Consider the following 22,858-nt stretch of genomic DNA (forward strand, 5'->3'; position numbering starts at 1 on the left):
CATGACGCACGCCATCGTTGCACAGCAAGCGGGAGGACCCGAGGTCCTTGAGTACGCTTCCGTCGAAGTGCCGGCACCGGGCCACGGACAGCTGCTGATCAAAGTCGCCGCGACCGGCGTCAACTTCATCGAGACCTACCAGCGCAACGGCACCTACAAAGTGGACTACCCCTTCACTCCCGGCGCCGAAGCAGCAGGTGTCGTGGAGGCGGTCGGCGATGGTGTCGAAGAATTCACGGTGGGCGACCGCGTGGCCACGGCAGAAGGGACCAGGACGTACGCGGAGTACGCCCTCGTGGAAGCGGCCAAAGCACTTCCGGTGCCCGCCGGCGTCGACGACCACACGGCAGCCGCCCTGCCGCTGCAGGGAATCACGGCCCACTACTTGATGAACTCGTCTTTTCGGGTGGAGCCCGGCCACACTGTCCTGCTGCACGCAGGGGCCGGCGGCGTGGGCCTGCTGTTGACGCAGCTGCTGAAGGCACGCGGAGCCCGCGTCATCACGACCGTCTCCAGTGATGAGAAGGCCGACCTGTCCACCCTGGCGGGCGCCGATGAGGTCCTCCGCTATGAGGGCTTCGCCGACAAGGTGCGCGAACTCACCGACGGTGAGGGCGTCAACGTGGTGTACGACGGCGTTGGCAAAGACACCTTTGACGAGTCCCTGAAGAGCCTGCGGATCCGTGGCGCCATGGTGCTTTTCGGCGCAGCCTCGGGACCTGTGCCACCCTTTGACCCCCAGCGGTTGAACGCAGCCGGATCCCTGACCCTGACCCGGCCCACCATCGCGCACTTCGTTCAAAATGCCCAGGAACGCCGGTGGCGCTCTGCCGAAATTTTCGACGCCGCTGCCAACGGCACTCTCGCTGTGAGGGTTGGTGCCACATACCCCCTGGCTGAGGCTGCCCAAGCCCACCGTGATCTGGAGGGCCGGCGGACCACCGGCAAAGTCCTGCTGGTGCCCTAAGATCAGCGCCCGGCTCCCCAAACTCGTGGTGACTCTCAGGCCAACAGCAGAAGAAGGAACTATGACGGGAAGGAAACCACCGACACCTTTTGTTCACCTTCCTGGGAAAAGCTGACCCTGTGAGCACAGATCATTCCGTGGGGGCCGGGCAGTCGCCTGCCCTGACTACCTACCGCCCGCAACTGCCGGGCGGCGCCGCAGCACCTGCCGAACGTACCCTCGTGGACATCCTGGAAGCAACGGTGGCATCCTTCCCGGAGTCCTCGGCACTGGACGACGGCCACAAGTCGCTGAGCTACACCGAACTGCTCGCCTCGGTGAAGTCCTTCGCGCGCACCCTGAACGCGGCCGGACTGGGACCCGGCGTGAAAATCGGCGTCCGCATCCCGTCAGGAACCAACGAGCTCTACATCGCCATCCTCGGCATCCTCATGGCCGGAGCCGCCTACGTGCCAGTGGATGCCGACGATCCCGACGAACGCGCCCGCCTTGTATTTGGCGAGGCGAAGGTGGCAGCGGTCATTGGTGCAGGACTCGACGTCCACCTTTCCGAAGCTGCGCAGGACCCCGTTGCCGGGCCCGGCAGGCCGGGCCCGGACGACGATTCGTGGATCATCTTCACCTCGGGCTCCACCGGCACACCCAAGGGTGTGGCTGTCAAACACCGTTCATCAGCTGCCTTCGTGGACGCCGAAGCCCGGCTTTTCCTCCAGGCCGAACCCATTGGTCCCCAGGACCGGGTGCTCGCGGGCCTGTCAGTGGCTTTTGACGCCTCCTGCGAAGAAATGTGGCTCGCCTGGCGGCATGGCGCGTGTCTCGTCCCGGCTCCCCGGGCGTTGGTGCGAACCGGCATGGACCTGGGCCCGTGGCTCATCAACCACGGGATCACAGTGGTGTCCACTGTGCCCACGCTTGCAGCCCTCTGGCCGGCCGAGGCGTTGGAAAACGTCCGGCTCCTCATCTTCGGCGGCGAAGCCTGCCCACCCGAACTGGCCGAGCGGCTCGCCGTGGACGGCCGCGAAGTGTGGAATACGTACGGACCCACAGAAGCCACTGTCGTTGCCTGCGCTGCTCCCCTGGGCGGACCCGGTCCCGTCCGGATCGGCCTGCCGCTTGATGGCTGGGACCTCGCCGTCGTCGACTCCGACGGCGTTCCGGTGGCCGAAGGCGGGATCGGCGAACTGATCATCGGCGGCGTCGGCCTTGCCCGCTACCTGGATCCCGCCAAGGATGCCGGGAAGTACGCTCCCATGCCGACGCTGGCGTGGGACCGCGCGTACCGCTCCGGGGACCTGGTGCGGTACGAAGCCGAGGGCCTGATCTTCATGGGCCGGGCCGATGAACAGGTGAAGCTCGGTGGACGCCGGATTGAGCTGGGTGAGGTTGATGCCGCGCTGCAGTCCTTGCCGGGAGTGGCGGGCGCCGCCGCTGCCGTCCAGACCACAGCTGCCGGCAACCAGATCCTGGTGGGTTACCTGGCCCCCGCAGAGGGCGTGAACCTCAACCTTGACGATGCTCGAACGATGCTCACCGAAAGTCTGCCTGCGGCCCTGGTTCCCCTGCTGACCATGGTTGAGTCGCTGCCCACCAAGACCAGCGGCAAGGTAGACCGCCATGCACTCCCCTGGCCTCTGGCGGGAGCCGCATCCGCCGATGCCGACAATGCTCCGCTGAACCTTCCCGATGACGCGCGCTGGATTGTTGACCAGTGGGAGGCCGTCCTGGGCAGCCCGGTTTTGTCCCTCGATGCAGACTTCTTCGCCTATGGCGGCGGCTCCCTCGCCGCTGCCCAGCTCGTGTCGGCTCTCCGTGTCCGCTATCCCACGATTACTGTGGCCGACATCTACGCGACACCGCGCGTCGGCGCCCTGATCGACGCCGCCCGGCAGTCATTGCCCGACGGCGGCACGCCGGGTCACGCTGCGGAGCGCACCGTCCGGCCCACGGCCCTGAAGTCGCAGATCTTCCAGATACTTATGGGAGTGCCGTTGCACATCCTGGTGGGAATGCGGTGGCTCACCTACCTCATGGCTGCCAACAACCTGCTGGGCGCCTTTGCCGGTTTCACCGCCGCTCCCGTGGTGTCCTGGTGGTGGATCGGGCTGTCCTGGCTGGTCTTCGTCAGTCCCCTGGGCCGGATGGCAATCTCGGTGCTGGCAGCCAGAATCCTGCTCGGAAGAATCCAACCAGGAACCTATCCCCGTTCCGGTAAAACACACCTCCGGCTGTGGCTTGCCGAACAAATTCAGGACCTTTCCGGTGCCATCGGCCTGGCCAGCGCCCCGTTCGTTCCCTACTACGCACGGGCACTTGGCGCGCGGATCGGAAGGGACGTGCACCTGCACTCTCTGCCGCCTGTCACCGGGCTCCTGTCCTTGGGAAACGGGGCCAACATTGAGCCGGAAGTTGACCTTTCCGGCTGGTGGGTGGACGGCGACTGGGTCCATATCGGCCAAGTCCACGTCGGAGCGGGCGCGGTGGTGGGATCGCGAAGCACGCTCATGCCCGGGGCAACCATCGGCGCCGGGGCCCACGTCGAGCCCGGCTCCGCTGTTTTCGGCAAGGTCAAAGCGGGCCATCTGATGGCGGGCTCACCTGCCCAACGGCGGGGAAAGGCGAAGCACGACTGGCCGGAGGCAGCAGTTCGACGTTCCGCAGTCGATCGGCTATGGCTTTTCGCCTTTGCGGCCGCCTCGGCCTTGCTGTCCCTGATCCCCTACCTCTCAGCTTTCGCAGGTGCCCTGGTGATCCTTGCCTTCATTCGAGGGCATGACTCGTTGGAAAGTGCTGTCCCGCAGATTGCCCTGTCCGTGCCATTGGCAGCGCTGGTCTGGTTCCTGGGAAACCTCCTCCTGGTCCTTTTGGTGACGCGACTGCTGGGCTTGGGCCTCAAGGAAGGGTACTACCGGGTCCGCAGCCGGGTCGGCTGGCAGGTGTGGGCTACTGAACGACTGCTGGACATGGCCCGTGATCTCCTGTTCCCCATTTACGCCAGCCTGTTCACCCCCGCGTGGCTCCGATTGCTCGGCGCCAAGGTAGGTAAGAATGTCGAGGCCTCCACCGTGTTACTGGTGCCCCGGATGACCACCATCGGTGATGGCGCCTTCCTTGCCGACGACACCATGGTGGCGTCCTACGAACTGGGCGGTGGGTGGATGAAGATCGCTCCTGCCAAGATTGGCAAGCGCTCCTTCCTTGGCAACTCCGGCATGACGGCCGCAGGACGCAACGTTCCAAAGAACTCCCTCGTGGCGGTCCTCTCTGCCACGCCAGCCAAGGCGAAATCCGGAACGTCCTGGCTCGGCAGTCCGCCTGTCAGGTTGCGCCGCACCGCCGTCGACGCCGATCAGAGCCGCACCTTCCAACCGCCCTTCAAGCTGAAACTGGCCCGTGCACTGTGGGAGCTCTTCCGCTTGGTTCCCGTTGTCATCACGGTAGCCATTGCCGTGGCCGTCATGGTGACCCTGGACTGGATCGCACGGGGCTGGGGCTACTGGATCGCGGCGCTGCTTGGCGGCGTTGTCATGCTGGCGGCAGGTGCCGTGGCCGCACTCAGCTCGGTGATCGCCAAATGGACTCTGGTGGGAACCATAAGATCCGGCGAACACCCCCTATGGAGTTCCTTCATCTGGCGCAACGAGGTGGTGGACACGTTCATCGAGATGGTGAGTGCGCCGTGGTTTGCCCGCTCGGCGGCCGGAACCCCGGCCCTGGTGTGGTGGCTCCGCGGGCTTGGCGCCAGGATCGGCCGCGGGACCTGGTGCGAGAGCTACTGGCTCCCCGAAGCCGATCTTGTAACGCTCGGCGAGAACTCCACCGTCAACCGCGGTTGTGTAGTCCAAACCCACCTGTTCCACGACCGCGTCATGAGCCTGGATACGGTGACACTGGGCAACGGTGCCACGATGGGCCCGCACGGCGTCATCCTTCCCGCGGCCAGTATCGGTGACGGCGGAACTGTTGGACCGGCGTCGTTGGTCATGCGCGGTGAGACTGTCCCCGCAGGGACGTACTGGATGGGCAACCCGGTGAGCCCGTGGGTGGGTCCGACTGCAGAAGCGCCCCGCCTCAAGTAGATTGGGAGCTAATGACTGCACCCATCAGCACCCCAAGCACCGACCCCTACACCCTGGATCACGGCAGCACGGGCTACCGGGTGGACAGGTACGAGTTGGACCTCGACGTCAGGCTGGGCAGCAACAAGCTGATCGGCCGGGCAGTCCTGCACTGCACTGCCCTTGAGGCGACCACCCAGGTGGTGCTGGACCTTGTGGGGTTGCGGGCGTCCAAGATCCAGTTGGACGGGAGGAAACTGCAGAAATTCATCCACAGGGCAGAGCATCTGGTGCTCACTCCCGCGTCCTCGCTCAAACCGGGGCAACTGTTCACGCTGGAGATCCGCTATGAGGGTAACCCGCAACCGCGCCGCGGACTGTGGGGAGATGTCGGGTGGGAGGAACTGAACGACGGCGTGCTGGTTGCCGGCCAGCCGAACGGCGCAGCATCCTGGTTCCCCTGCAATGACCACCCGCGCTTCAAGTCCAGCTTCCTCATCTCCGTCACTACCGACGACAACTACCGGCCGGTCTGCAACGGCAAGCTCGTGTCCCGCTCCCGCAAGTCCAGCCGGGAAACCTGGGTGTACGAGCAAGTCGAGCCCATGGCAACGTACCTTGCCACGGTTCAAATTGGCCGGTACATCACAGTTCCGCTTCGGGCGGAGGATGGTCATCACCGGGTTCCCCAGTTTGTAGCGGTCTCAGCCGACATGGCTTCGGATGCTTTGGCGGGCCTGCGACGCCAGCCGGACATGATGAAAACGTTCGAGGATTGCTTCGGTCCGTACCCGTTCACCGACTACACGTCAGTGGTCACGGAGGATGAACTGGAAATACCGTTGGAAGCCCAAACGGTCTCCATCTTCGGGCGTAACCATATGAAGGATGCATGGGACTCCCAGCGGCTGATCGCCCATGAGCTTTCCCACCAGTGGTTCGGGAATTCGTTGACAGCCGGCAACTGGAAAGACATCTGGCTCCACGAGGGATTCGCCTGCTACGCCGAATGGCTGTGGTCCGAAGAGTCGGGGACCATGACCGTTGACGCGCGGGCAACGGCTGCGTGGAAGAAGCTCGACGCAGGGCCACAGGACCTGCTGGTCGGTGACCCCGGCCCGGAGCTCATGTTCGATGACAGGGTCTACAAGCGCGGGGCTTTGGCTGTTCATGCGCTGCGGATGGCAGCCGGGGATGAGGCATTCTTTGCTTTCCTCCAGCATTGGACCGCTAAGAACCGGCACGGGACGGTATCGACGGAATCGTTCACTGCCGCTGCAGACGCTTTCATTCCAGGCTTCGATGCCGTGTCGATCCTGCAGCCGTGGCTCTACGAGGCCGCCCTGCCCGCGCTGCCCTCAGCGCGTTAGTCCAGGGCCAGGGCGGCAACCAGTCCCCTCGGTTGCCCGGCAGGCAGTTCCCTTTCGGTAACATCGCGCAGTCCAGGCCGGTCCAGCACATCCAGCTCAGCGGGGTTATGCCGCAGCCCTTCGCCGATCATTTTCAGCCAAGCTTCCTTGCGTGCCCAAAGCCGGGCCCGCAGCGTAGCTTGGTCCCGGTCCGGGATGGAAGCCAGGAAACGCTTCTCGCTGCCTGTCAGCGCCAGGTCATCAAAGCCGACGAAGCCAACTCTGCCAACCGCTTCCAGGTCCACTCCCAGCCGGAAGTCCTCCGTTGGATGCACGACGCCGGACAGCAGCACCCAGCCCGACGCCCGGGAGGCGCTGAGCGCCAAAGGTGCGGGACCGCCGTCGAGCATGAAACCGGGCCGGCCGTGGTCCTGGCCGGGACCGCACTGCGGGCAGCGGTAATCAGACGTGAGCCGGTTGGGATTGACGTCGAGGAGCGAGGCGGCAAAATTCAGAAGGGCCAGCCGGCCCGCGACGAATTCTTCACGGTCCCCCGGTTTGGCGAAGCGGAGGGCCCGCTGGTGCGCGGGGTCGCCCAGCTGCACGTGCAGGTTGGCATCAAGGTGCACGTCACTGAGCCTGTGCATCTCCAGCACCGGGATTTCCACGGATCTCCTTTGCAGCTCTCCTTCAGGTCAGGCGCAGTCTTGCCTGGACCGGCTTCACACTATCCTCCTGCCGTCCGGATACAGGCGCTTGCCCATGTGCTTAGGTGTTCGGAGAACTATGGACCGGTCCTCGATCTCCACATACGGCAATCGTTCGCCCAACTGCCGCTCCAGCGCGGCCATATCCTCGACGCGCCTCAACCATACCGACAACACCAAGGAATACTGGCCTCCGGTCGTGGCGACCAGCCGTGCGACATCCAACCCGGCCAGGCCCGCAGCGACACCGTCGACCTTCGCGGGTGGCACCCGCAGGAAATACCAGACGCTGACCGGCCACGGTGAGAACGTTCGCGCAATATCAAGCCGCACCACAACCCGCTGGGCGCTCAGGATGTTTGAGAGCGCACTTTTCGCCCGCGCCGGGCTGATGCGAAGCCATTGCGCCAGGTCAGATACTGAAGCCCGTCCCTCGATGAGGAGAATACGCGTCAGTTCTTCCTCCACGGAGTCCGGAACCAAGGACTTGCCGGCGTGCGGCGGAGGCACCGCCCGTTCCAGGGCCCTGACGTCGTTCTCGTGCAGCGACTTCAACCGCCAATTCCGCGCATCCGTGAGAATCCGGATAATCCGGTGGGTCCGGGTGCTGGTGATTCCTGAAAAGGTGGGCAGCTTTTCCAGGAGAAACGCTGTCAGTTCGGCTTCCGATGCACACAGCACGCACAACACCAGGTCCCGGCTTCCGGCCGTCTGATCGATGGTGATGACCACCCGCTCCCGGGCCAAGTCATTGACAATCCCTGCCAACGTCGAGGGGATGCAGCTGATCTCCACCACCGCCCCTACGGACCTGGCCCCCTCGCCCCGATAGGACGTCATCCAAGCCAGGCCGGTGTCATGGAGAACAGCCCATCGTCGGGCCAAGGTGACTGCATCCGCACCGACGATTGAGGACAAGGCAGTCCATGGGGCGCGCGGCCGTACCTGCAGGGCGTGCAGCAACCGCAGATCGCGCTCATCGAATTCGAAGTCCCGCAAGGGTTTGCCCACCTGCCTCAGCTCCCCCGTAGTGGGTCACACCAATTATGACTCCCGAAAGTGTGGCCCCCCAACCCCTGCGATCCAACATCACGCGTCACGAACGTCGAACTGGCACACATGTATAAATGGTGTGCGTTCTGCGCACCACTTGGTTGAACAGAAAGCATGTGAATTGCTCGAAACAGACAGGTTACTCAACGCCGTTGTTCTTGAAGCTGCCAACACCGGGACCATATTAAGGCTCAGTGAGGTCACGGATTTCGCGTGGGACCACGTGGGCTTTGTTACCGGGGCCAGGACTGACCAAGCAATCGAGCAAGCTTTTGCTGAGGAGCCGGAAAGCAGGGAAATCCATACGACCGCGCCGGCTCTGTTTGTCTTCTTCAAAGAGGACAGGATCGTCAGGACAATACCCGTGAGCACAGACGCCTTCTTTAATGCCGACACCCAGCGGAAGTACGGGCGGACCGTACAACTTGAACCCACGATCGGCCCTACCGGTTACCTGAAGTGGCGCGAAAACCTGGCCGCGGTGGCGGCCGCAGCGGCCGTACCGGACCAAGGCCAACCAAAGTTCAGCCCCTTGCTGCCTGCAGTCCTTTGCTCCTTGGCCTGGGCCGACTCCCTGCTGGTTGGTTGCACCTTTGATTTCGGTCCTGATATTCAGCGCATTGGTCTTGCCGTGCATATCCCGTCGTTGGTGGTGGCCTTCGGAGCCGTCCTGGTGGTCGACTGGCTTGGCGTCCTTTGGCTCCTCGGGAGAACGTCGCTGCGCGCGCCGGCGTCATTGGAATCGGCGGTCAAACCCCTGATTTGGGGAGGACTGGCACTGCTGCTGATATCCGGTGCATTGATAAGGCCCGATCCCGGCAGCCCGCTCACCTGGGTCAAGCTTGTGTGCGTCCTTGTCATGATGCTCAACGGCGTGTTCATGCACCCCGCTCTCCGACAATTATTCACCCACCCCCCGGGAACACGATTCGTGGACTTGGCCAGGCGACTAAGGATCAGGCTCATGATCACGGCGGGGATCTCACAGGCCTGCTGGTGGACTGCGGTCCTCATCGGCCTCGTCAACAGCACAATGCGCAGATGGCCCTCCTAGCGGCAGTGTTCCCCGCATGATGGGTTGCGGCGAACACTGCGCGCGGGTTAACCCAACCGGGCTACTTCACTGATGTAAGGTAGTTCGCCAAGGTCGGCGTGATGCGGGTTCCCGAATTCGAGCTGCCGCCGTTGGTGTGGATGGCCACGATGGTGTTGCTGCTGTTGTAGACGGGCGCACCGCTCTGGCCACCGTACGTGTCCATTTTGTAGAACACCTTCTCGGTCTGCGTGCTGTCGATGGTTCCGGTCATCGACCACATGGTGCCGAAAGCCTTGTCGCCGGGATAGCCCCTGACCGTGGCGCTGGTTCCGTTCAGGCTGGCGGTGGTGCCAGCATAGTTCAACCAACCGGTGGTGTTGCCCACAGTGCAGTCGAGTTTGATGACGCCCCAGCCCGCGTTGGTGTTTGCCGAATCGATCCAGCGCTGGTCCGTGTAGATCTTGCTGGCCCCACAGCTGCCGTAGGGGTCTGTTGCCCCGTTGCGGCCGGGCGCTACCTTGACGCCCCAGGAGTAGTCGGCCGACGAGCCGGTGCCGCCTTCATGCACGCAATGGCCAGCGGTCAACACGGTGTCAGCCGAGATGAGCGCCCCGGAACAGATGTATCCGCCATTGAATTCGATCTGCACGATGGAGCGGTTTGGTGCAGCAGTGGTGTCGGTGATCCGGACCCTGCCATCAGCGCCGATGACTGAGTCCGTGGACGCGCCGCCGTTCTTGGAGGGCATTGCAAGGCTGTACCTGTCGGCCAACGGGGAGGCCGCGGAACCGGAAGTCTGTGTCTTGTCCACGGCGTGCGACACCGGTTGGAAACCGGAGTTGGCGACTGTAGGCGTCGGCTCTGACGCTACGGCTGCTCCGGTCAGCGAGGATGTCAGGGCCACAACCGCAGCTCCGACAAGCACAGCAAGCTTCTGCTTTTTCATGGGTACCTTTCAAAGAGCAGCTCCAGTGGAGCCGCGCGAGGGATGTGATACACATGTTTCACATGTGTATGACAAAACTGTCATACAGGCGTGAATAGTCTGTCAAGATGTTGGGAGTCGAATCTCGGTAAAAGAAAACCCCGGGACCGAAGTCCCGGGGTTTTACAGGAAGGAGACTAGCGCTGGACGGCTCCGAAGCGTTCAGCCGCCACGGCCACGGCCGCGGCGCGGGCTTCGGATGCCTCGTCCGCCGTCAGCGTGCGGTCGTTTGCCCTGAACCGGAGGCCGAAGGCCAAGGACTTCTTACCGTCGTCGATGCCCGGACCAACGTAGACATCGAACAACGCAACGTCCTCAAGCAGCTCTCCGGCACCTTCGCGGAGCGCAGAAAGAACCTGGTCAGCGGGCACCTCCTGCGGAACCACCAAGGCAACGTCCTGCGTCGCCACCGGGAACCCGGAGATGTGCTTGGCGACAATGACGTCGGCAGCAGCGTCGAACAACGCCTCAACGTTAACCTCGACAGCCACGGAACGGGCCGGCATGTCGTGCGAAGCCAGGAGCTTGGGGTGGAGTTCCCCAGCGTAACCAACGACATCGCCGTTGCGCAGCGCGAGCTGGGCGGCACGCCCAGGGTGGAACGCCTGGTGGCTGCCCTGGCTGACTACCACTTCGATACCAAGGACGTCGGCGATCAGCCTCGCGACATCAACGGCGTCCGCCCAATCCCAGGCACGCGGCTTGTGCGTGGCAGCGGCCGGAGAGTCATGGCCGGTGAGGACAGCGCCGATGTGCAGCGGCTGGTGAGGGACGCCGTCGTACAGCGCATCCAGAACCTCATCGCTGGGCTTGGCGCCCAGCGGCGGGATGGATTCGGTTCCGAGCCTGTCACCCGGGAGGAAGACCGAGCCGGCCTCATAGAGCGCAAGATCGCGGAATCCGCGCGAGTGGTTCCGGCGGGCGACCTCGATAAGGCCCGGCAGGATGGAGGTACGGAGGTAGCCGTGTTCCTCGCTGATCGGGTTGGCTAGCTTCAGTGCCGGGCGCTGCGCGCCTTCCTCCGCCACGCCGAACGTGTCGTTGGCAGCCTTCGTGACGAAGGGGTAGGACAGCACCTCGGTCAGTCCGGCATCAGCCAGCGCCTGCACTACGCGACGCTTCTGCTGCTGCGTGCGGCTCAAGCCACGCCCCGGAGGAGCCACCGGCAAGGTCGCCGGAATGTTGTCGTAGCCCACAAGGCGCGCGATTTCCTCGGAGAGGTCTTCCTTGGTTTCAAGGTCGTTGCGCCAGCTGGGGGCGGTGACGCGGTATCCGGTAACGGTCTTCTCCACGGCGGCTCCCAGGTCCTCCAAGGACGTGGTGATCTGCTCTTCGGTGAAGTCGATGCCGATCCGGGCCGAAGCGAACCCTGCCGGCAGGTCGATCACGACGGCGTCAGGCGCGGTCCCGACGTCGGTACCGGCCTGGTCCGCTGTACCACCGGCGAGTTCCACCAGGAGATCCACCACGCGCTGCGCGGCAATGTTGGCTACGTGCCAGTCAACGCCACGCTCGAAACGCTTGGACGCTTCGGACGGCAGCTTGTGTCGACGGCGGGAGCGGGCAATGGACACTTCATCAAAGTGCGCCGCCTCCACCAGGATGTTCGTGGTGGAATCGGATACCTCCGTGTGCGCACCGCCCATGACACCGGCAATGCCGATGGCACCGGAGTCATCTGTGATCAGCAGGTCCTCGACGTCGAGCGTACGTTCCTTGTCGTCGAGGGTAGTGATCTTCTCCCCTGCGACAGCCCGGCGGACAACGATGTCGCCCGACAGCTTGTCGAGGTCGTAGCAGTGGTTGGGTTGACCCAGCTCCAGCATGACGTAGTTGGAAATATCCACGGGCAGCGAGATGCTCCGCACGCCGGCGAGGCGAAGGCGCGAGGACATCCACGGCGGGGTGGGACGGGAAGCATCCACGCCCCGCACGGTGCGGGCAACAAAGCGGTCGCAGCCAGGCTTGCCGTAAATGGGCGCGTCATCGTTAAGCTTCACGCCGTAACCACCCTGCAGGGAGGCAGGCGCGTTGACTTTGGACGCGGGGTCCACGAAGGACGTTCCAGTGGCATGGGCGTACTCCCGGGCAACGCCACGGATGGAGAACGCGTAACCACGGTCCGGCGTGACGTTGATTTCGGCTGCCTGGTCATAGAGACCCAGCAGTTCCATCGCGTCGGTACCGATTTCCGGGTCAAGTCCAATGCGGGAGAGGACGAGGATACCGTCATGGTCATCGCCGATGCCCAGCTCGCGGACGGAAGCGATCATGCCCGCAGACAGGTGTCCGTAGGTTTTGCGGGCGGAGATCTGGAAGTTGCCAGGCAGGACAGCGCCAGGCAGGGTGACTACCACCTTGTCGCCTTCAACAAAGTTATGGGCACCGCAGATAATGCCCTGCACACCCGAGGGGTCGATGCCCTTGCCGGTGAGGGTCTGCTCCTGTCCTTCCGGAACGACGCGGACCTGGCACCAGTTGATGGTCTTGCCGTTGGTCTGCGGTTCCTTGACCAGGCTCAGGACCTGGCCAACAACGATCGGCCCCTTGAGCTCGTCCGTGGGACGGTGCACGTCTTCTTCTTCGAAGCCGACCTTGACCAGGTCCGCCATGACGTCTTCGGCCGTTGCGTCGGCCGGAACCTGCGCGAATTCACGCAGCCAGGAAAGTGGGATACGCACTGTTAGATCTCCATCCCGAAGTGCTCGCTGAAACGTACATCGCCCTCGATCATGTCGCGCATGTCGCCGACTTCGTTGCGGAACATGAGCGTGCGCTCAATGCCCATACCGAAGGCAAAACCTGAATAGACATCCGGGTCGATACCGGCCGCCCGGAGGACGTTGGGATTGACCATGCCGCAGCCACCCCATTCGATCCACCGCGGGCCACCCTTGGCGCCGGGGTGCCAGATATCCAGCTCCGCAGACGGCTCCGTGAACGGGAAGTAGTTGGGGCGCAATCGGATGGAAGCCTCATCTCCGAACATCTGGCGCGCGAAGTGCTCCAGGGTGCCGCGGAGGTCCGCCATGCTGAGGTTCTTGTCGATGGCCAGGCCCTCGAACTGGTGGAAGACGGGCGTGTGCGTGGCATCGAGCTCATCGGTGCGGAACACCTTGCCCGGGCACAGCACGTAGATGGGCACCTCGCGCTCCAGCATCGAACGGACCTGCACCGGAGAAGTGTGGGTGCGCATGAGCAGGTGTGCTTCAGGGGGCTCCACGAAGAACGTGTCCTGCATTTCGCGTGCCGGGTGGTCAGGCTTGAAGTTCAACGCATCGAAGTTGAACCACTCGGATTCGACCTCGGGGCCCTCGGCGATTTCCCAGCCCATGCCAACGAAGATGTCCGACACCCGGTCCTGCAGGGTGGACAGCGGGTGGCGCGCACCGGCACGACGCCGACGGGGGGCCGCGGTGACGTCAACCGTTTCCTCGATCAGGATGCGGGCGTCATTCTCTGCTTCAAGCACCTGGGTCCTGGCGGCGAGCGCCTGGTTGACCCTGCCGCGCGAGGAGCCCATGAGCTTACCGGCGGCCGCCTTGTGCTCCTTGGCCAAGCCACCGATTTCGCGGTTGGCCAGGCTCAAGGGCGACTTCTCGCCCGTGTGGGCAAGGCGGACAGCCTTGAGTTCATCAAGGGAGGAAGCTGCCCCAATAGCGGCGATGGCGTCCTCGACGGCGGCGTTGATGGCGGCCTCATCCAGCGGATTCGGGATGGAGGCGCCTGGCAAAGTGTCAGTCATCTACTGTTCTTAGCTACGAGTTGGGAGCGGCCGGCAAGGCAGGCCTGCAAAACGAAAGGGTAGTGCTCACCGCGGACGGCGGGCACTACCCTTCAGTCTAGTTGAAGCGCACCGGCGTGGTTTAACCCCCGCAGGTCAAGAGTCCGACGGCGGCAACCCGCCTGCGCTCCTAGGCCCCCGACGCCGGTGGCGCGGTGGGCGGCGGAGGTACCTGGCCGTCGTCGTGCGCAGCGCCTGCCTGGGGTGCCTGCTGTGTTCCTGGCCTGTAGCCCTGGCCTGCCCAGTCCTGCTGCGGCGGTTGGGCTGAAGGCCCGACCGGCGGCTGGGGCGCGGCGTAACCCTGCTGCTGGGCAGGGTAAGCCGGCTGGCCTGCGTAGCCCTGCTGGGGCTGGCCGTTCCAGACCGGGCCGTTGGGTGCGGCCCCTGCGAGCGCCGGCGACTTTCTGGAGGAATTCCTCCGCAAGAGCACGAACAGCAGGACCAACGCCGCGGCGACCACCAGGACAGCCACCAGGGTCCAGATGATCCACATTGGTATCCCGGGGTTGGCCTCAGCCTTCACCTGCACTGCCGTTTCGTTGACCGAGAGCATGTCAAAAGTCGCCGTGTTGCCGTCGACAACTGCGCCCTTGGCCTCCACAACCTTCCCGGGGAAGGTGAACTTGACGGAGGCTTCGTCGAACATTGACTTGGCCATGCTGGAGGCCTGGGGATCACTGGCATCAGTGCCTGTGACGCTTCCCATCGACATGATGTAGAAGTCGCCGTCCCTTTTCAGGTCAAAAGGGTTCTCCGAGCTGGACGACTCGGCCAGCTTGGCCGGGTCGAGGTTCACTGCCGTGATCCGTTTGCCCTTGTACTTGTCGTCTTCGTAGTCCACAACGGTGGCACCCTCAGGAATATCCATTTCCTGGCTGCCGCTGCCGTTGGACTTCATGAATTCGTCGAAGGACTTGTCGCCCAGAACGGACTTCTGGATCGCGTAGACGACCTCGTAGTCGACACTTTTTTCGTTGTTGACCTTCACCGACATGTTGAGCTTGACGCATCCGGTCAAGGCCACCATCACGGCTATCAGCACACCGATCACGCCCAGGGCGCGTTTGACGTTCATTTCTTCTTTCCCCCATTCATCACCTGCACGAGTGAGTGCTGCAACAGCGTATCCCCGCCTGCCGGCCCCCGCCACACGCAACGGGGCTAGCATGGCTTCATGACACCCGGTCAACGCCTGCGGCAGGCAGCCAACGTGCTGAATCTGTCCACACCTCTGGGCCTGGCGGTGGCCCTCGCGTCCCGCTCCAAGGTGTCGCGGGGACCGCGGGGCCTTCTAATCGCCGCCGGATACAGTTGGAAGGTTCCTTTCGCCGGCGCTTTCACCGTGGGGAACGTCATCCTGTACCGGGCACCGCACGGTATTGCGGGAAGTGATCCAGTGCTCCTGGGACACGAAGAACGCCACAGCACCCAGTACGCGTACTGCCTGGGCCTGCCCTTCTTCGCCCTCTATGGAGCAGCGGCCTGCTGGTCCATGGTCCGCACCGGGAACCCTGGAAGGGCGAACTTCTTCGAGCGCCAGGCCGGGCTGGAGGCAGGCGGATACGTTGAGTCGCCCAACCGCGGGCAGCATCGGCAGACCGACCATCGAATGGAGGCTTAGGCATGGAACGAACCATCACAGTGACCGGAACCGGAACCGCAACGGCGGTTCCGGACCTGGTGACGTTGACTCTCGGCGTCGAAACCCGTCGGGAGACCGCAGCGAAAGCATATGACGACGCCGGCAGGTCGGCGGCCGCCGTCGCCGCCGCTTTGCGCACTGCCGGGGTCGCGGACGTCGAGCTTCGAACAAGCGGATTGAACCTGCGCGCCGACCTCGTGTGGGTCGAAGGGCAGGGCCAGAAGGTGACAGCCTACGTGGCCTCCACGACGCTGCACGTCGGGATACGTTCCCACGCTGACGCGCCCGCCGCCATCGCCGCGGCGGTAGCCGCCGGAGGTGACGACATCCGGATCAACGGCCTGGAACAGGGCATGGCCGACCCCTCGGCTGTCACGGCACAAGCGCAGGAAGCGGCATGGCGGGACGCCGTGGCCCGCGCCGAACAGTACGCGGCCCTTGCCTCTGCCAGTCTTGGATCGGTGATCACGGTCTCCCATCAGCCGGCACAAAGCAGCCCCATTCCCGTGGGTGGACTGGTCCGCGCCTCCTTCACCGCTGAGGCCTTGCCGGTCGAGGCGGGTGAGTCCGCCGTTTCCGCCAGTGTCATCGTCCAATGGGAATTGATCTAGTGGATGGCCCCTGCCCCCAGCTTGGAATCCACCTGTGTGTTAAGTGAAGTCCTGACAACCACCGCAATCCCTTGGGCGGTGACATCAAGCGGCATTGAAGGGGTCGAGCCACCAGGGTGTACCTGCTCCGGAGCATAGGGAACGTGAATGAAGCCACCCCGGACGCCCGGCCGGGTCACCAGCGAATGCATCAGGCCAAAAAAGAGGTGGTTGCAGACGTAGGTACCGGCCGATTGGGAGATTTCACCCCTGATACCTGCAATCTGGAGGTTTCTCAGAGCGGCTTTGATGGGCAGGCTGGAGAAGTACGCAGCCGGGGCTCCTGGGACAACTTCCTCGTCAATGGGCCGCTGGCCTTTGTTATCCGGAATCCTCGCGTCATCGCAGTTGATGGCAACACGTTCCAGCGATATCCGGTCCCGGCCTCCCGCCAAGCCCACGGCCACGACTATTTCCGGGTCGAGGCGTGACACGGCATCATCGAGAACCGTCACCGATTCGCCAAATACGCACGGCAGCTCGATGGCTTCCACAGCGAGGCCCTCCGCTTGCAGCAACTGTCTGGCACGTTGGACAGCAAGCCAGGAGGGGTTAAGGGTTTCCCGACCGAAAGGTTCGAAGCCCGTAAGCAGAATCATGGGCCAACCATAGCAACGCCCGATCCCCAAGCTTGCGTGCCTAAGTTCGATGATCTTGACATTGATTCGAACATACCTTCGAATAGAGTTCATGAGATGGGACGCACAAGCACTTACACCGACGCGTGAACCGGCACCGGAAACAGCCGGCAGCCCGGCTCCAGGCCCTGCCCCGGCAATGGACGCCTTGCTGCCCTTGGCCGGGCTTGTGCGTTCCGTCTCTACACCCGAATTCTCCGGAGTCACCTTCCATGAGGTCACCGCAAAGTCAGTGCTCAACAAGGTGCCTTCGGGTTCCAATATGCCGTTCGAATGGACAGTCAACCCCTACCGCGGGTGCAGCCATGCCTGCGTCTACTGCTTCGCACGCAAAACCCACACTTATTTGGAATTCGATGCCGGCCGCGACTTCGACTCCCAGGTGGTCGTCAAGATCAACGCAGCCGAGGTACTCCGCAAGGAACTGGCCAAACCTTCCTGGGGACGCCACCAGGTAGCCCTCGGCACCAACACGGACCCATACCAAAGGGCTGAAGGCCGCTACGCCTTGATGCCTGGCATCATCCGGGCCATCGCCGATTCGGGCACACCGTTCTCCATCTTGACCAAAGGCACCCTGCTGGCCCGTGACATTCCCCTGCTGAAGCACGCCGCCACCCAGGTTCCGGTGGATCTTGGGATCTCGCTGGCCATGACCAACCAGGACCTCGCTGCCCTCATCGAACCGGGAACGCCCTCTCCCAAGGCACGGTTGAAGCTCATTGCCCGCCTGCGGGATGCAGGTCTGGGCTGCGGCGTCATGGCGATGCCCATCCTTCCGTGGCTCACTGATTCCGACGAAGCCCTCGATTCCCTGTTCTCGGAATTGGCCCGGGCCGGAGCCACGGGTGTCTCCGCCGGCGCCCTCTACCTCAAGCCTGGTACCCGCGAGTGGTACATGAAGTGGCTTGCCGCAGAACACCCCGAGCTGGTGGGCAAGTACCGGCGCCTCTATGGCAATGGCTCGTACGCCTCCAAGGAGTACCGTGCGTGGTTGTCGGGCAGGACCAATCACTTTAAGGCCAAATACGGTTTTACGGGCAGTTCCGGATTCAGTCACCGCAATGCGCGGTACACAGCGGCGAAGGCAGCGTCACCGGCCGGGGCAGCAGCCGCTCCCCTGCCGGGACAACAGTCACTGTTCTAGCTTCCACCCGCCCGTGTCAGGCGGGCAGGGACACCCGCTCCAGGAGTGCTCGAACGATCGGGAGGTCAGCCGGTATCCAGGGAAGGGCCAGTGCCTCCCCCTGATCGGCCAGCGGGACCCAGCGGAGTTCGTCGTGGTCTTCCAGTGCGGCGGGCTGACCCGCTGTCACTTCAGCGAACCACACGCGCATGCAGGCCCGCTCATTGAGCGCCCACCCGGCGGCGTTGCCCGATTCCAGCTCGTGGCCGAGCTGAACTTCGATTCCCAACTCCTCCGCGAGTTCACGATGCAAAGCGTCCTCCGGGGTCTCACCGGACTCGACCTTGCCACCAGGGAATTCCCACATGCCCGCGAACTGTGGTGGGGCCGTACGACGGGCAACCAACAAACTTCCAGGGGCTTCCAAAGAGTCGACGATAGCCGCACCAACGACGTTTATCACTGCAGTCACCGCAACAGTCTAAGGGCCGGACCATGGGCATGGTCACAGGGGTAACGCCCGGTCCCGCCAGCGAACTAGACTTGTTATCGGATTTTCTCCCACTTTTCCCAGCCCAACCGTCGCCCCCAGAAGCAGGTTTATGTCTACCACCGTGTCCCAGCCCGTTGCCGTCAAGAAGTCAGGACGCCACCTTGGCTTGGCCATCCTGGCTTTGGCCATGGGCGGGTTTGCCATCGGCACCACAGAGTTCGCCATGATGGGCCTGTTGAAGGAGGTCGAGACGGGACTGGGAATCAGCACCCCGCAAGCGGGAAGCCTCATCTCGGCCTATGCCCTGGGTGTAGTGATCGGCGCCCCTGTCTTCGCCGCCCTGGGAGCCAAGCTGCCTCGCAAGCATTTGGCGCTTGGCCTCATGCTTTTCCTGGCACTGGCCAACCTGACATCTTTCATTGCTCCGGACTACGGCTTGATGCTGCTGTCCCGTTTCGCTTCGGGCCTTCCACATGGAGCGTTCTTCGGGGTGGCAGCCGTCATCGCTGCCGGCCTCGTGGCTCCCACCAAACGCGGCTGGGCCATCTCCATGGTTATGGCCGGCCTGACGGTCTCGAATGTCATCGGAGTCCCCTTGGCCACGTGGGTGGGCCAGACCTTTGGTTGGCGCCTTCTCTTCGTCATCGTTGGAGCCATCGGCCTGCTGACGGTTGCCATGATGTGGAAGTTTGTCCCCTTCGAAGCCGCGCATCCGGACGCCAGCATCCGCCGGGAGCTTGGAGCACTGAAGAGGCTTCAGGTATGGCTGGCCCTCCTGATCGGCATCATCGGCTTCGGTGGCTTCTTCGCCGTGTACACCTACATCGCGCACACCATGACCTCGGTGGCGGGTATCCCCGAAAACCTCATTCCCGCCGTCGTTGCCCTATATGGTCTCGGCATGGTTGTCGGAAACATCATCGGCGGCCGGCTGGCGGACAAGTCCGTGATGGGTACCATCTACTGGGTCATGCCCGGGATCGCCGCCGCCCTGGTGGTGTACGCCATCGCAGCCCACTGGGCTTGGTCTGCCTTCCTGATGGCCTTTGTGGTCGGTGGCATCGGTTCGATGCTGACACCGGCACTGCAGACCCGGCTCCTCGATTCAGCCCCTGGGGCTGCCTCGCTGGCCTCCTCGCTGAACCACTCAGCCCTCAACATCGCCAACGCCCTGGGTGCTTTCCTGGGTGGCACGGTCATTGCCTGGGGCTGGGGTTTCGTCGCCCCCGCCTTGGTAGGTGCGGTTCTCGCCCTCCTGGGCCTGGGCGTTGCTGTCATCAGTGGCCTGGTGGAACGCAGGAGCGCTCTGCCTGCCTGATCGTCCGTCGCATTAACGACCAATGGCTCCGCTTCGGCGGAGCCATTGGTCGTTAATCACCGTGATTCACCGGTTCAGGCAAGCCCTTAGGCCTGGGCCTGGACCCGCTCAATGTCCGGTTCCAGGTAGATGACCCGCGCGATCGGAACCGCTGCACGGATCCGCCGCTCGGCGTCGTCAATTCCCTGGGCGATCTCTTCGCCCGTTTCCGAAGCGCCCATGGAGATTTTGGCGGCCACCAGCAACTCTTCCGGTCCAAGGTGCATGGTCTTCAGGTGGATGATCCGGGTCCCGTCGGCCTGCAGGGCTTCTGAGATGCGCTGGACGTCTTCCTTCGTGGCGGACTCCCCCAACAGCAGCGACTTGGTCTCCATGGCCAAAACCACGGCAATGGCCACCAGCAGCAAGCCAATCATCGCGGTCCCGAGGGCGTCCCAGACCCCGTCGCCAGTAACCAGTGTCATGCTGACGCCAAAGAGTGCAAAGACCAAGCCGAGCAGGGCACCGAAATCTTCCAGCAGAATGACGGGAAGTTCCGGCTGCTTGGCGTTGCGGACAAACTTCACCCAGCTCTGCTTCCCGCGGATATGGTTCGATTCGATGATTGCCGTGCGGAAGGAGAATCCTTCAGCGATAATCGCCCCTACCAGTACGGCCAAGGGAACCCACCAGAAGCTACCCTCAATGCCGTGCGGATGCTGGAACTTCTCCCAAGCCTCGTACAGAGCAAACAGGCCACCGACGCTGAACAGCACAATGGAGACAATGAAGGCGTAAATGTAGCGTTCGCGGCCGTATCCGAAGGGATGCTCCGGGCTGGCGGCCCGCTTGGAACGCTTGCCTCCCACCAACAGGAGGACCTGGTTGCCGGAATCGGCCACTGAGTGGATTGCCTCTGCGAGCATGGACGATGACGCCGTCAGGAAAAACGCAATGAACTTCAGAACAGCAATGGTCAGATTCGCGGCCAGAGCCGCCACAATCGCTTTGGTACCGCCACCTGCAGCCACGAAAGCTTCACCTCTTCGGGTTTGGGAAAGAATGGGAAAGGCCAAGAAGAGTCGTCATCGTCTGATCTTGCAAGCATTACCGTACCCGGCAGGGCGGTATTTACACATTCTCCACTCGGGCGCCTTGCTGCGAACGCGCACTCGCGTAAAGACATACGGTGGCCGCAGTGCCAAGGTTCAGGCTTTCCGCTGCTCCATAGACAGGCACGGCAACACGGTGGTCCGCCAGTGCCAGTTCTTCGTCCGACAGGCCTTGCGCCTCATTGCCGAAGAGCCACGCGGTAGGGGCTTCCAGGGCATAGTCGGACACCACGGAGTCATTGCCCAACCGCCGGGCGGCATTTTCGTCCTGGAGCTTGTCCAGGTTCAGGGTTCCGTAACCGTCAGCGGCCAGGATTCCGATCCCGTGTTCCCGGCACCGGGCAGCCAGTTCTTCGACGTCCACGCCCAAGACAACGGGTAGGTGAAACAGTGAACCGGCAGTGGAGCGGACGGCTTTCGGGTTGTAGATGTCCACGCTGGAGCCGGTCAGGACTACGGCATCGGCTCCCGCCGCATCAGCGGCACGAAGCACGGTTCCCGCATTGCCGGGGTCACGCACCTGGCACATGACCGCGACAAGCCGGGGACCGGCGTCGAGCACGGATTCCAGGCTGACGTCCACAAAACTGCAGACCGCCACGATCCCCTGGGGATTGACGGTGTCTGCCATGGCGGACAAGACGTCATCGCTCGCCAACCGGAGCAACGTACCCTGTGCCAAGTCGGCGAGCTCGGGCAGGCGGTCAAGACACGCCTCGCTGGCAAAAACTTCATGCACGACGGCGGCACCGCCGGCCGCCGCACGCTCACGGTGCAGGGTCAACGCCTCACGCACCGCCTGCGGACCTTCAGCAAGGAACCGTCCGCGCTTTAAACGCGCCGGGCGCCCGGCAAGCTTGGCGACGTCCCTGACCCGATCTGCTCGGGGGTTGGTCATCGGAAAGTCTTGCGGGCGCCCGGTTTCGTTCATATATAGAACTTTAGTGGCAGTTGCGACTAGTTCTTGATCTGCTGGCGGGCTTCGCCGCCGGCCGGCTCGAAACCGGCAGCCTTTGCAGCTTCGACCGTGGAGAACCAGTACTCAGCAGCGGTGGTGTTGTACCAGGTGGAACCCGGCACGTGGTACTTCTTGGACTCGGCGTTGCCCTTGATGGCGTAGCCTTCCGGAGCCTCGTCACCGTCAGCGGCAACTGCGCCGTCGATGGCCGGCTTCTCGGAAACGACAGCCTTGACAGCCGGAGCCGTAGCAACGGCCGGAGCAACCTTGGCCTTCGGGGCAGCCTTGGCAGCCGGAGCGGAGGTGTCAGCCGGGAGTGCACCCTTGGCAACGTTCACCAGGGCGGCGAAAGCGTTGGCGTCGGAGACAGCCAGTTCGGCCAGCATGCGGCGGTCAACCTCAACCTCAGCAGCCTTCAGGCCCTGGATGAGACGGTTGTAGGTGAGGCCGTTGGCGCGGGATGCAGCGTTGATACGCTGGATCCAGAGGCGACGGAAGTCGCCCTTCTTCTTGCGGCGGTCGCCGTAGCTGTACACAAACGAGTGCAGCAGCTGTTCTTTTGCCTTGCGGTACAGGCGCGAACGCTGACCGCGGTAACCCTTGGCGCGTTCGAGGACAACCCGGCGCTTCTTGTGGGCGTTTACCGCCCGCTTCACACGTGCCACGTGCGTACTCCTTCAGAAATCTTTATCCCAAGCTGCTACTGCCGGAATCCCGGCTGGCCTGAGAAGGCTTTTGGTGTAGTCGGTCCCTGCCGGATGGCAGTAACCAAAGAACTTGGAACTTAGAGGCCGAGCATCTTCTTGATGACCTTGGCGTCACCCTTGAAGACGAGCTTGTCGCCGGCGAGGCGACGGGTCAGCCTGGAGGACTTGTGCTCCAGGTAGTGACGGCGGTTGGCCTGCTGACGCTTCAGCTTGCCCGTACCGGTCAGCTTGAAGCGCTTCTTAGCACCGCTGTGGGTCTTCATCTTCGGCATGGGAACCGATCTCCTTACGTATCCACG

20 protein-coding genes are annotated in these 22,858 nt (G+C 63.3%); 8 read left to right on the forward strand and 12 right to left on the reverse strand.

From position 1 onward, the window contains the following. Position 1 precedes the first annotated feature (1 nt). The 3 genes from ACFVSI_RS13040 (at position 2) to ACFVSI_RS13050 (ending at position 6,392) form a co-directional block, all read left to right on the forward strand. The gene (locus ACFVSI_RS13040; protein WP_387824106.1) at positions 2 to 967 is read left to right on the forward strand and encodes a quinone oxidoreductase family protein; all 966 of its coding nucleotides are present in this window, start codon (positions 2 to 4) and stop codon (positions 965 to 967) included. 119 nt (positions 968 to 1,086) lie between these two features. Then, on the forward strand, positions 1,087 to 5,043 hold the full coding sequence (locus ACFVSI_RS13045; protein ID WP_387824109.1) for a Pls/PosA family non-ribosomal peptide synthetase: 3,957 nt from the start codon (positions 1,087 to 1,089) through the stop codon (positions 5,041 to 5,043). 11 nt (positions 5,044 to 5,054) lie between these two features. Beyond that, entirely contained in the window at positions 5,055 to 6,392 is a 1,338-nt protein-coding gene (locus tag ACFVSI_RS13050) for a M1 family metallopeptidase (RefSeq protein WP_387824112.1), read from the forward strand. Here the strand turns inward: ACFVSI_RS13050 and ACFVSI_RS13055 are convergent. Continuing rightward, entirely contained in the window at positions 6,389 to 7,039 is a 651-nt protein-coding gene (locus ACFVSI_RS13055) for a 4'-phosphopantetheinyl transferase family protein (RefSeq protein WP_387824115.1), read from the reverse strand. The two genes, ACFVSI_RS13050 and ACFVSI_RS13055, sit on opposite strands and share 4 nt — an antisense overlap. Before the next feature lie 54 nt (positions 7,040 to 7,093). After that, positions 7,094 to 8,089 (reverse strand): Lrp/AsnC ligand binding domain-containing protein, encoded by a 996-nt coding sequence (locus ACFVSI_RS13060; RefSeq protein WP_387824118.1) that lies wholly within the window; start codon positions 8,087 to 8,089, stop codon positions 7,094 to 7,096. Positions 8,090 to 8,252: 163 nt separating this feature from the next. On the opposite strand from ACFVSI_RS13060, the gene ACFVSI_RS13065 reads away from it, so the two are divergent. Then, on the forward strand, positions 8,253 to 9,185 hold the full coding sequence (locus tag ACFVSI_RS13065; RefSeq protein ID WP_387824121.1) for a hypothetical protein: 933 nt from the start codon (positions 8,253 to 8,255) through the stop codon (positions 9,183 to 9,185). Between the two features lie 61 nt (positions 9,186 to 9,246). Here the strand turns inward: ACFVSI_RS13065 and ACFVSI_RS13070 are convergent, their stop codons facing one another. The 4 genes from ACFVSI_RS13070 to ACFVSI_RS13085 form a co-directional block, all read right to left on the reverse strand. Next, a complete protein-coding gene (locus ACFVSI_RS13070; RefSeq protein ID WP_387824124.1) occupies positions 9,247 to 10,113 on the reverse strand; it encodes a trypsin-like serine peptidase in 867 nt (288 codons plus the stop codon). Positions 10,114 to 10,289: 176 nt separating this feature from the next. After that, complete coding sequence (pheT, locus tag ACFVSI_RS13075; RefSeq protein ID WP_387824127.1) at positions 10,290 to 12,833, reverse strand: phenylalanine--tRNA ligase subunit beta; 2,544 nt, start codon at positions 12,831 to 12,833, stop codon at positions 10,290 to 10,292. Positions 12,834 to 12,835: 2 nt separating this feature from the next. After that, positions 12,836 to 13,897: a phenylalanine--tRNA ligase subunit alpha gene (gene pheS, locus ACFVSI_RS13080; protein ID WP_387824130.1), complete on the reverse strand. Its 1,062-nt coding sequence runs from the start codon at positions 13,895 to 13,897 to the stop codon at positions 12,836 to 12,838. A 169-nt stretch (positions 13,898 to 14,066) separates the two neighbouring features. Beyond that, on the reverse strand, positions 14,067 to 15,011 hold the full coding sequence (locus ACFVSI_RS13085) for an LppM family (lipo)protein (RefSeq protein ID WP_387824133.1): 945 nt from the start codon (positions 15,009 to 15,011) through the stop codon (positions 14,067 to 14,069). A gap of 99 nt (positions 15,012 to 15,110) precedes the next feature. Between ACFVSI_RS13085 and ACFVSI_RS13090 the strand changes: the two genes are divergently transcribed. Both ACFVSI_RS13090 and ACFVSI_RS13095 read left to right on the forward strand, forming a co-directional pair. Further along, positions 15,111 to 15,557 (forward strand): hypothetical protein, encoded by a 447-nt coding sequence (locus ACFVSI_RS13090; protein WP_387824135.1) that lies wholly within the window; start codon positions 15,111 to 15,113, stop codon positions 15,555 to 15,557. Between the two features lie 2 nt (positions 15,558 to 15,559). Further along, the gene (locus ACFVSI_RS13095) at positions 15,560 to 16,189 is read left to right on the forward strand and encodes an SIMPL domain-containing protein (RefSeq protein ID WP_387824138.1); all 630 of its coding nucleotides are present in this window, start codon (positions 15,560 to 15,562) and stop codon (positions 16,187 to 16,189) included. Here the strand turns inward: ACFVSI_RS13095 and pcp are convergent. Continuing rightward, a complete protein-coding gene (gene pcp, locus ACFVSI_RS13100; protein ID WP_387824141.1) occupies positions 16,186 to 16,827 on the reverse strand; it encodes a pyroglutamyl-peptidase I in 642 nt (213 codons plus the stop codon). The genes ACFVSI_RS13095 and pcp overlap by 4 nt on opposite strands. A gap of 91 nt (positions 16,828 to 16,918) precedes the next feature. Here pcp and ACFVSI_RS13105 point away from each other — a divergent pair, with 91 nt between their 5' ends. Beyond that, complete coding sequence (locus ACFVSI_RS13105; protein WP_387824144.1) at positions 16,919 to 18,013, forward strand: Rv2578c family radical SAM protein; 1,095 nt, start codon at positions 16,919 to 16,921, stop codon at positions 18,011 to 18,013. A 16-nt stretch (positions 18,014 to 18,029) separates the two neighbouring features. Here ACFVSI_RS13105 and ACFVSI_RS13110 read toward each other — a convergent pair whose 3' ends face one another. Beyond that, positions 18,030 to 18,464: a (deoxy)nucleoside triphosphate pyrophosphohydrolase gene (locus ACFVSI_RS13110; RefSeq protein WP_387824147.1), complete on the reverse strand. Its 435-nt coding sequence runs from the start codon at positions 18,462 to 18,464 to the stop codon at positions 18,030 to 18,032. Between the two features lie 130 nt (positions 18,465 to 18,594). Between ACFVSI_RS13110 and ACFVSI_RS13115 the strand changes: the two genes are divergently transcribed. Then, on the forward strand, positions 18,595 to 19,803 hold the full coding sequence (locus ACFVSI_RS13115) for an MFS transporter (protein ID WP_387824150.1): 1,209 nt from the start codon (positions 18,595 to 18,597) through the stop codon (positions 19,801 to 19,803). 86 nt (positions 19,804 to 19,889) lie between these two features. Here ACFVSI_RS13115 and ACFVSI_RS13120 read toward each other — a convergent pair whose 3' ends face one another. From ACFVSI_RS13120 to rpmI, 4 genes are all read right to left on the reverse strand, one after another. Continuing rightward, positions 19,890 to 20,813, reverse strand: a complete 924-nt coding sequence (locus tag ACFVSI_RS13120; protein ID WP_387824153.1) for a cation diffusion facilitator family transporter — start codon at positions 20,811 to 20,813, stop codon at positions 19,890 to 19,892. A gap of 100 nt (positions 20,814 to 20,913) precedes the next feature. Then, positions 20,914 to 21,825 carry a TrmH family RNA methyltransferase gene (locus tag ACFVSI_RS13125; RefSeq protein WP_387824156.1) on the reverse strand — a complete coding sequence of 304 codons (912 nt, stop codon included), beginning with the start codon at positions 21,823 to 21,825 and terminating at the stop codon, positions 20,914 to 20,916. 26 nt (positions 21,826 to 21,851) lie between these two features. Then, positions 21,852 to 22,517 (reverse strand): 50S ribosomal protein L20, encoded by a 666-nt coding sequence (rplT, locus tag ACFVSI_RS13130; RefSeq protein WP_144663063.1) that lies wholly within the window; start codon positions 22,515 to 22,517, stop codon positions 21,852 to 21,854. 119 nt (positions 22,518 to 22,636) lie between these two features. Beyond that, positions 22,637 to 22,831: a 50S ribosomal protein L35 gene (gene rpmI, locus ACFVSI_RS13135; protein WP_262278075.1), complete on the reverse strand. Its 195-nt coding sequence runs from the start codon at positions 22,829 to 22,831 to the stop codon at positions 22,637 to 22,639. Positions 22,832 to 22,858: the final 27 nt, after the last annotated feature.

It is taken from the genome of Paenarthrobacter sp. NPDC057981 (assembly GCF_042886835.1).
Classification (GTDB): Bacteria; Actinomycetota; Actinomycetes; order Actinomycetales; family Micrococcaceae; genus Arthrobacter.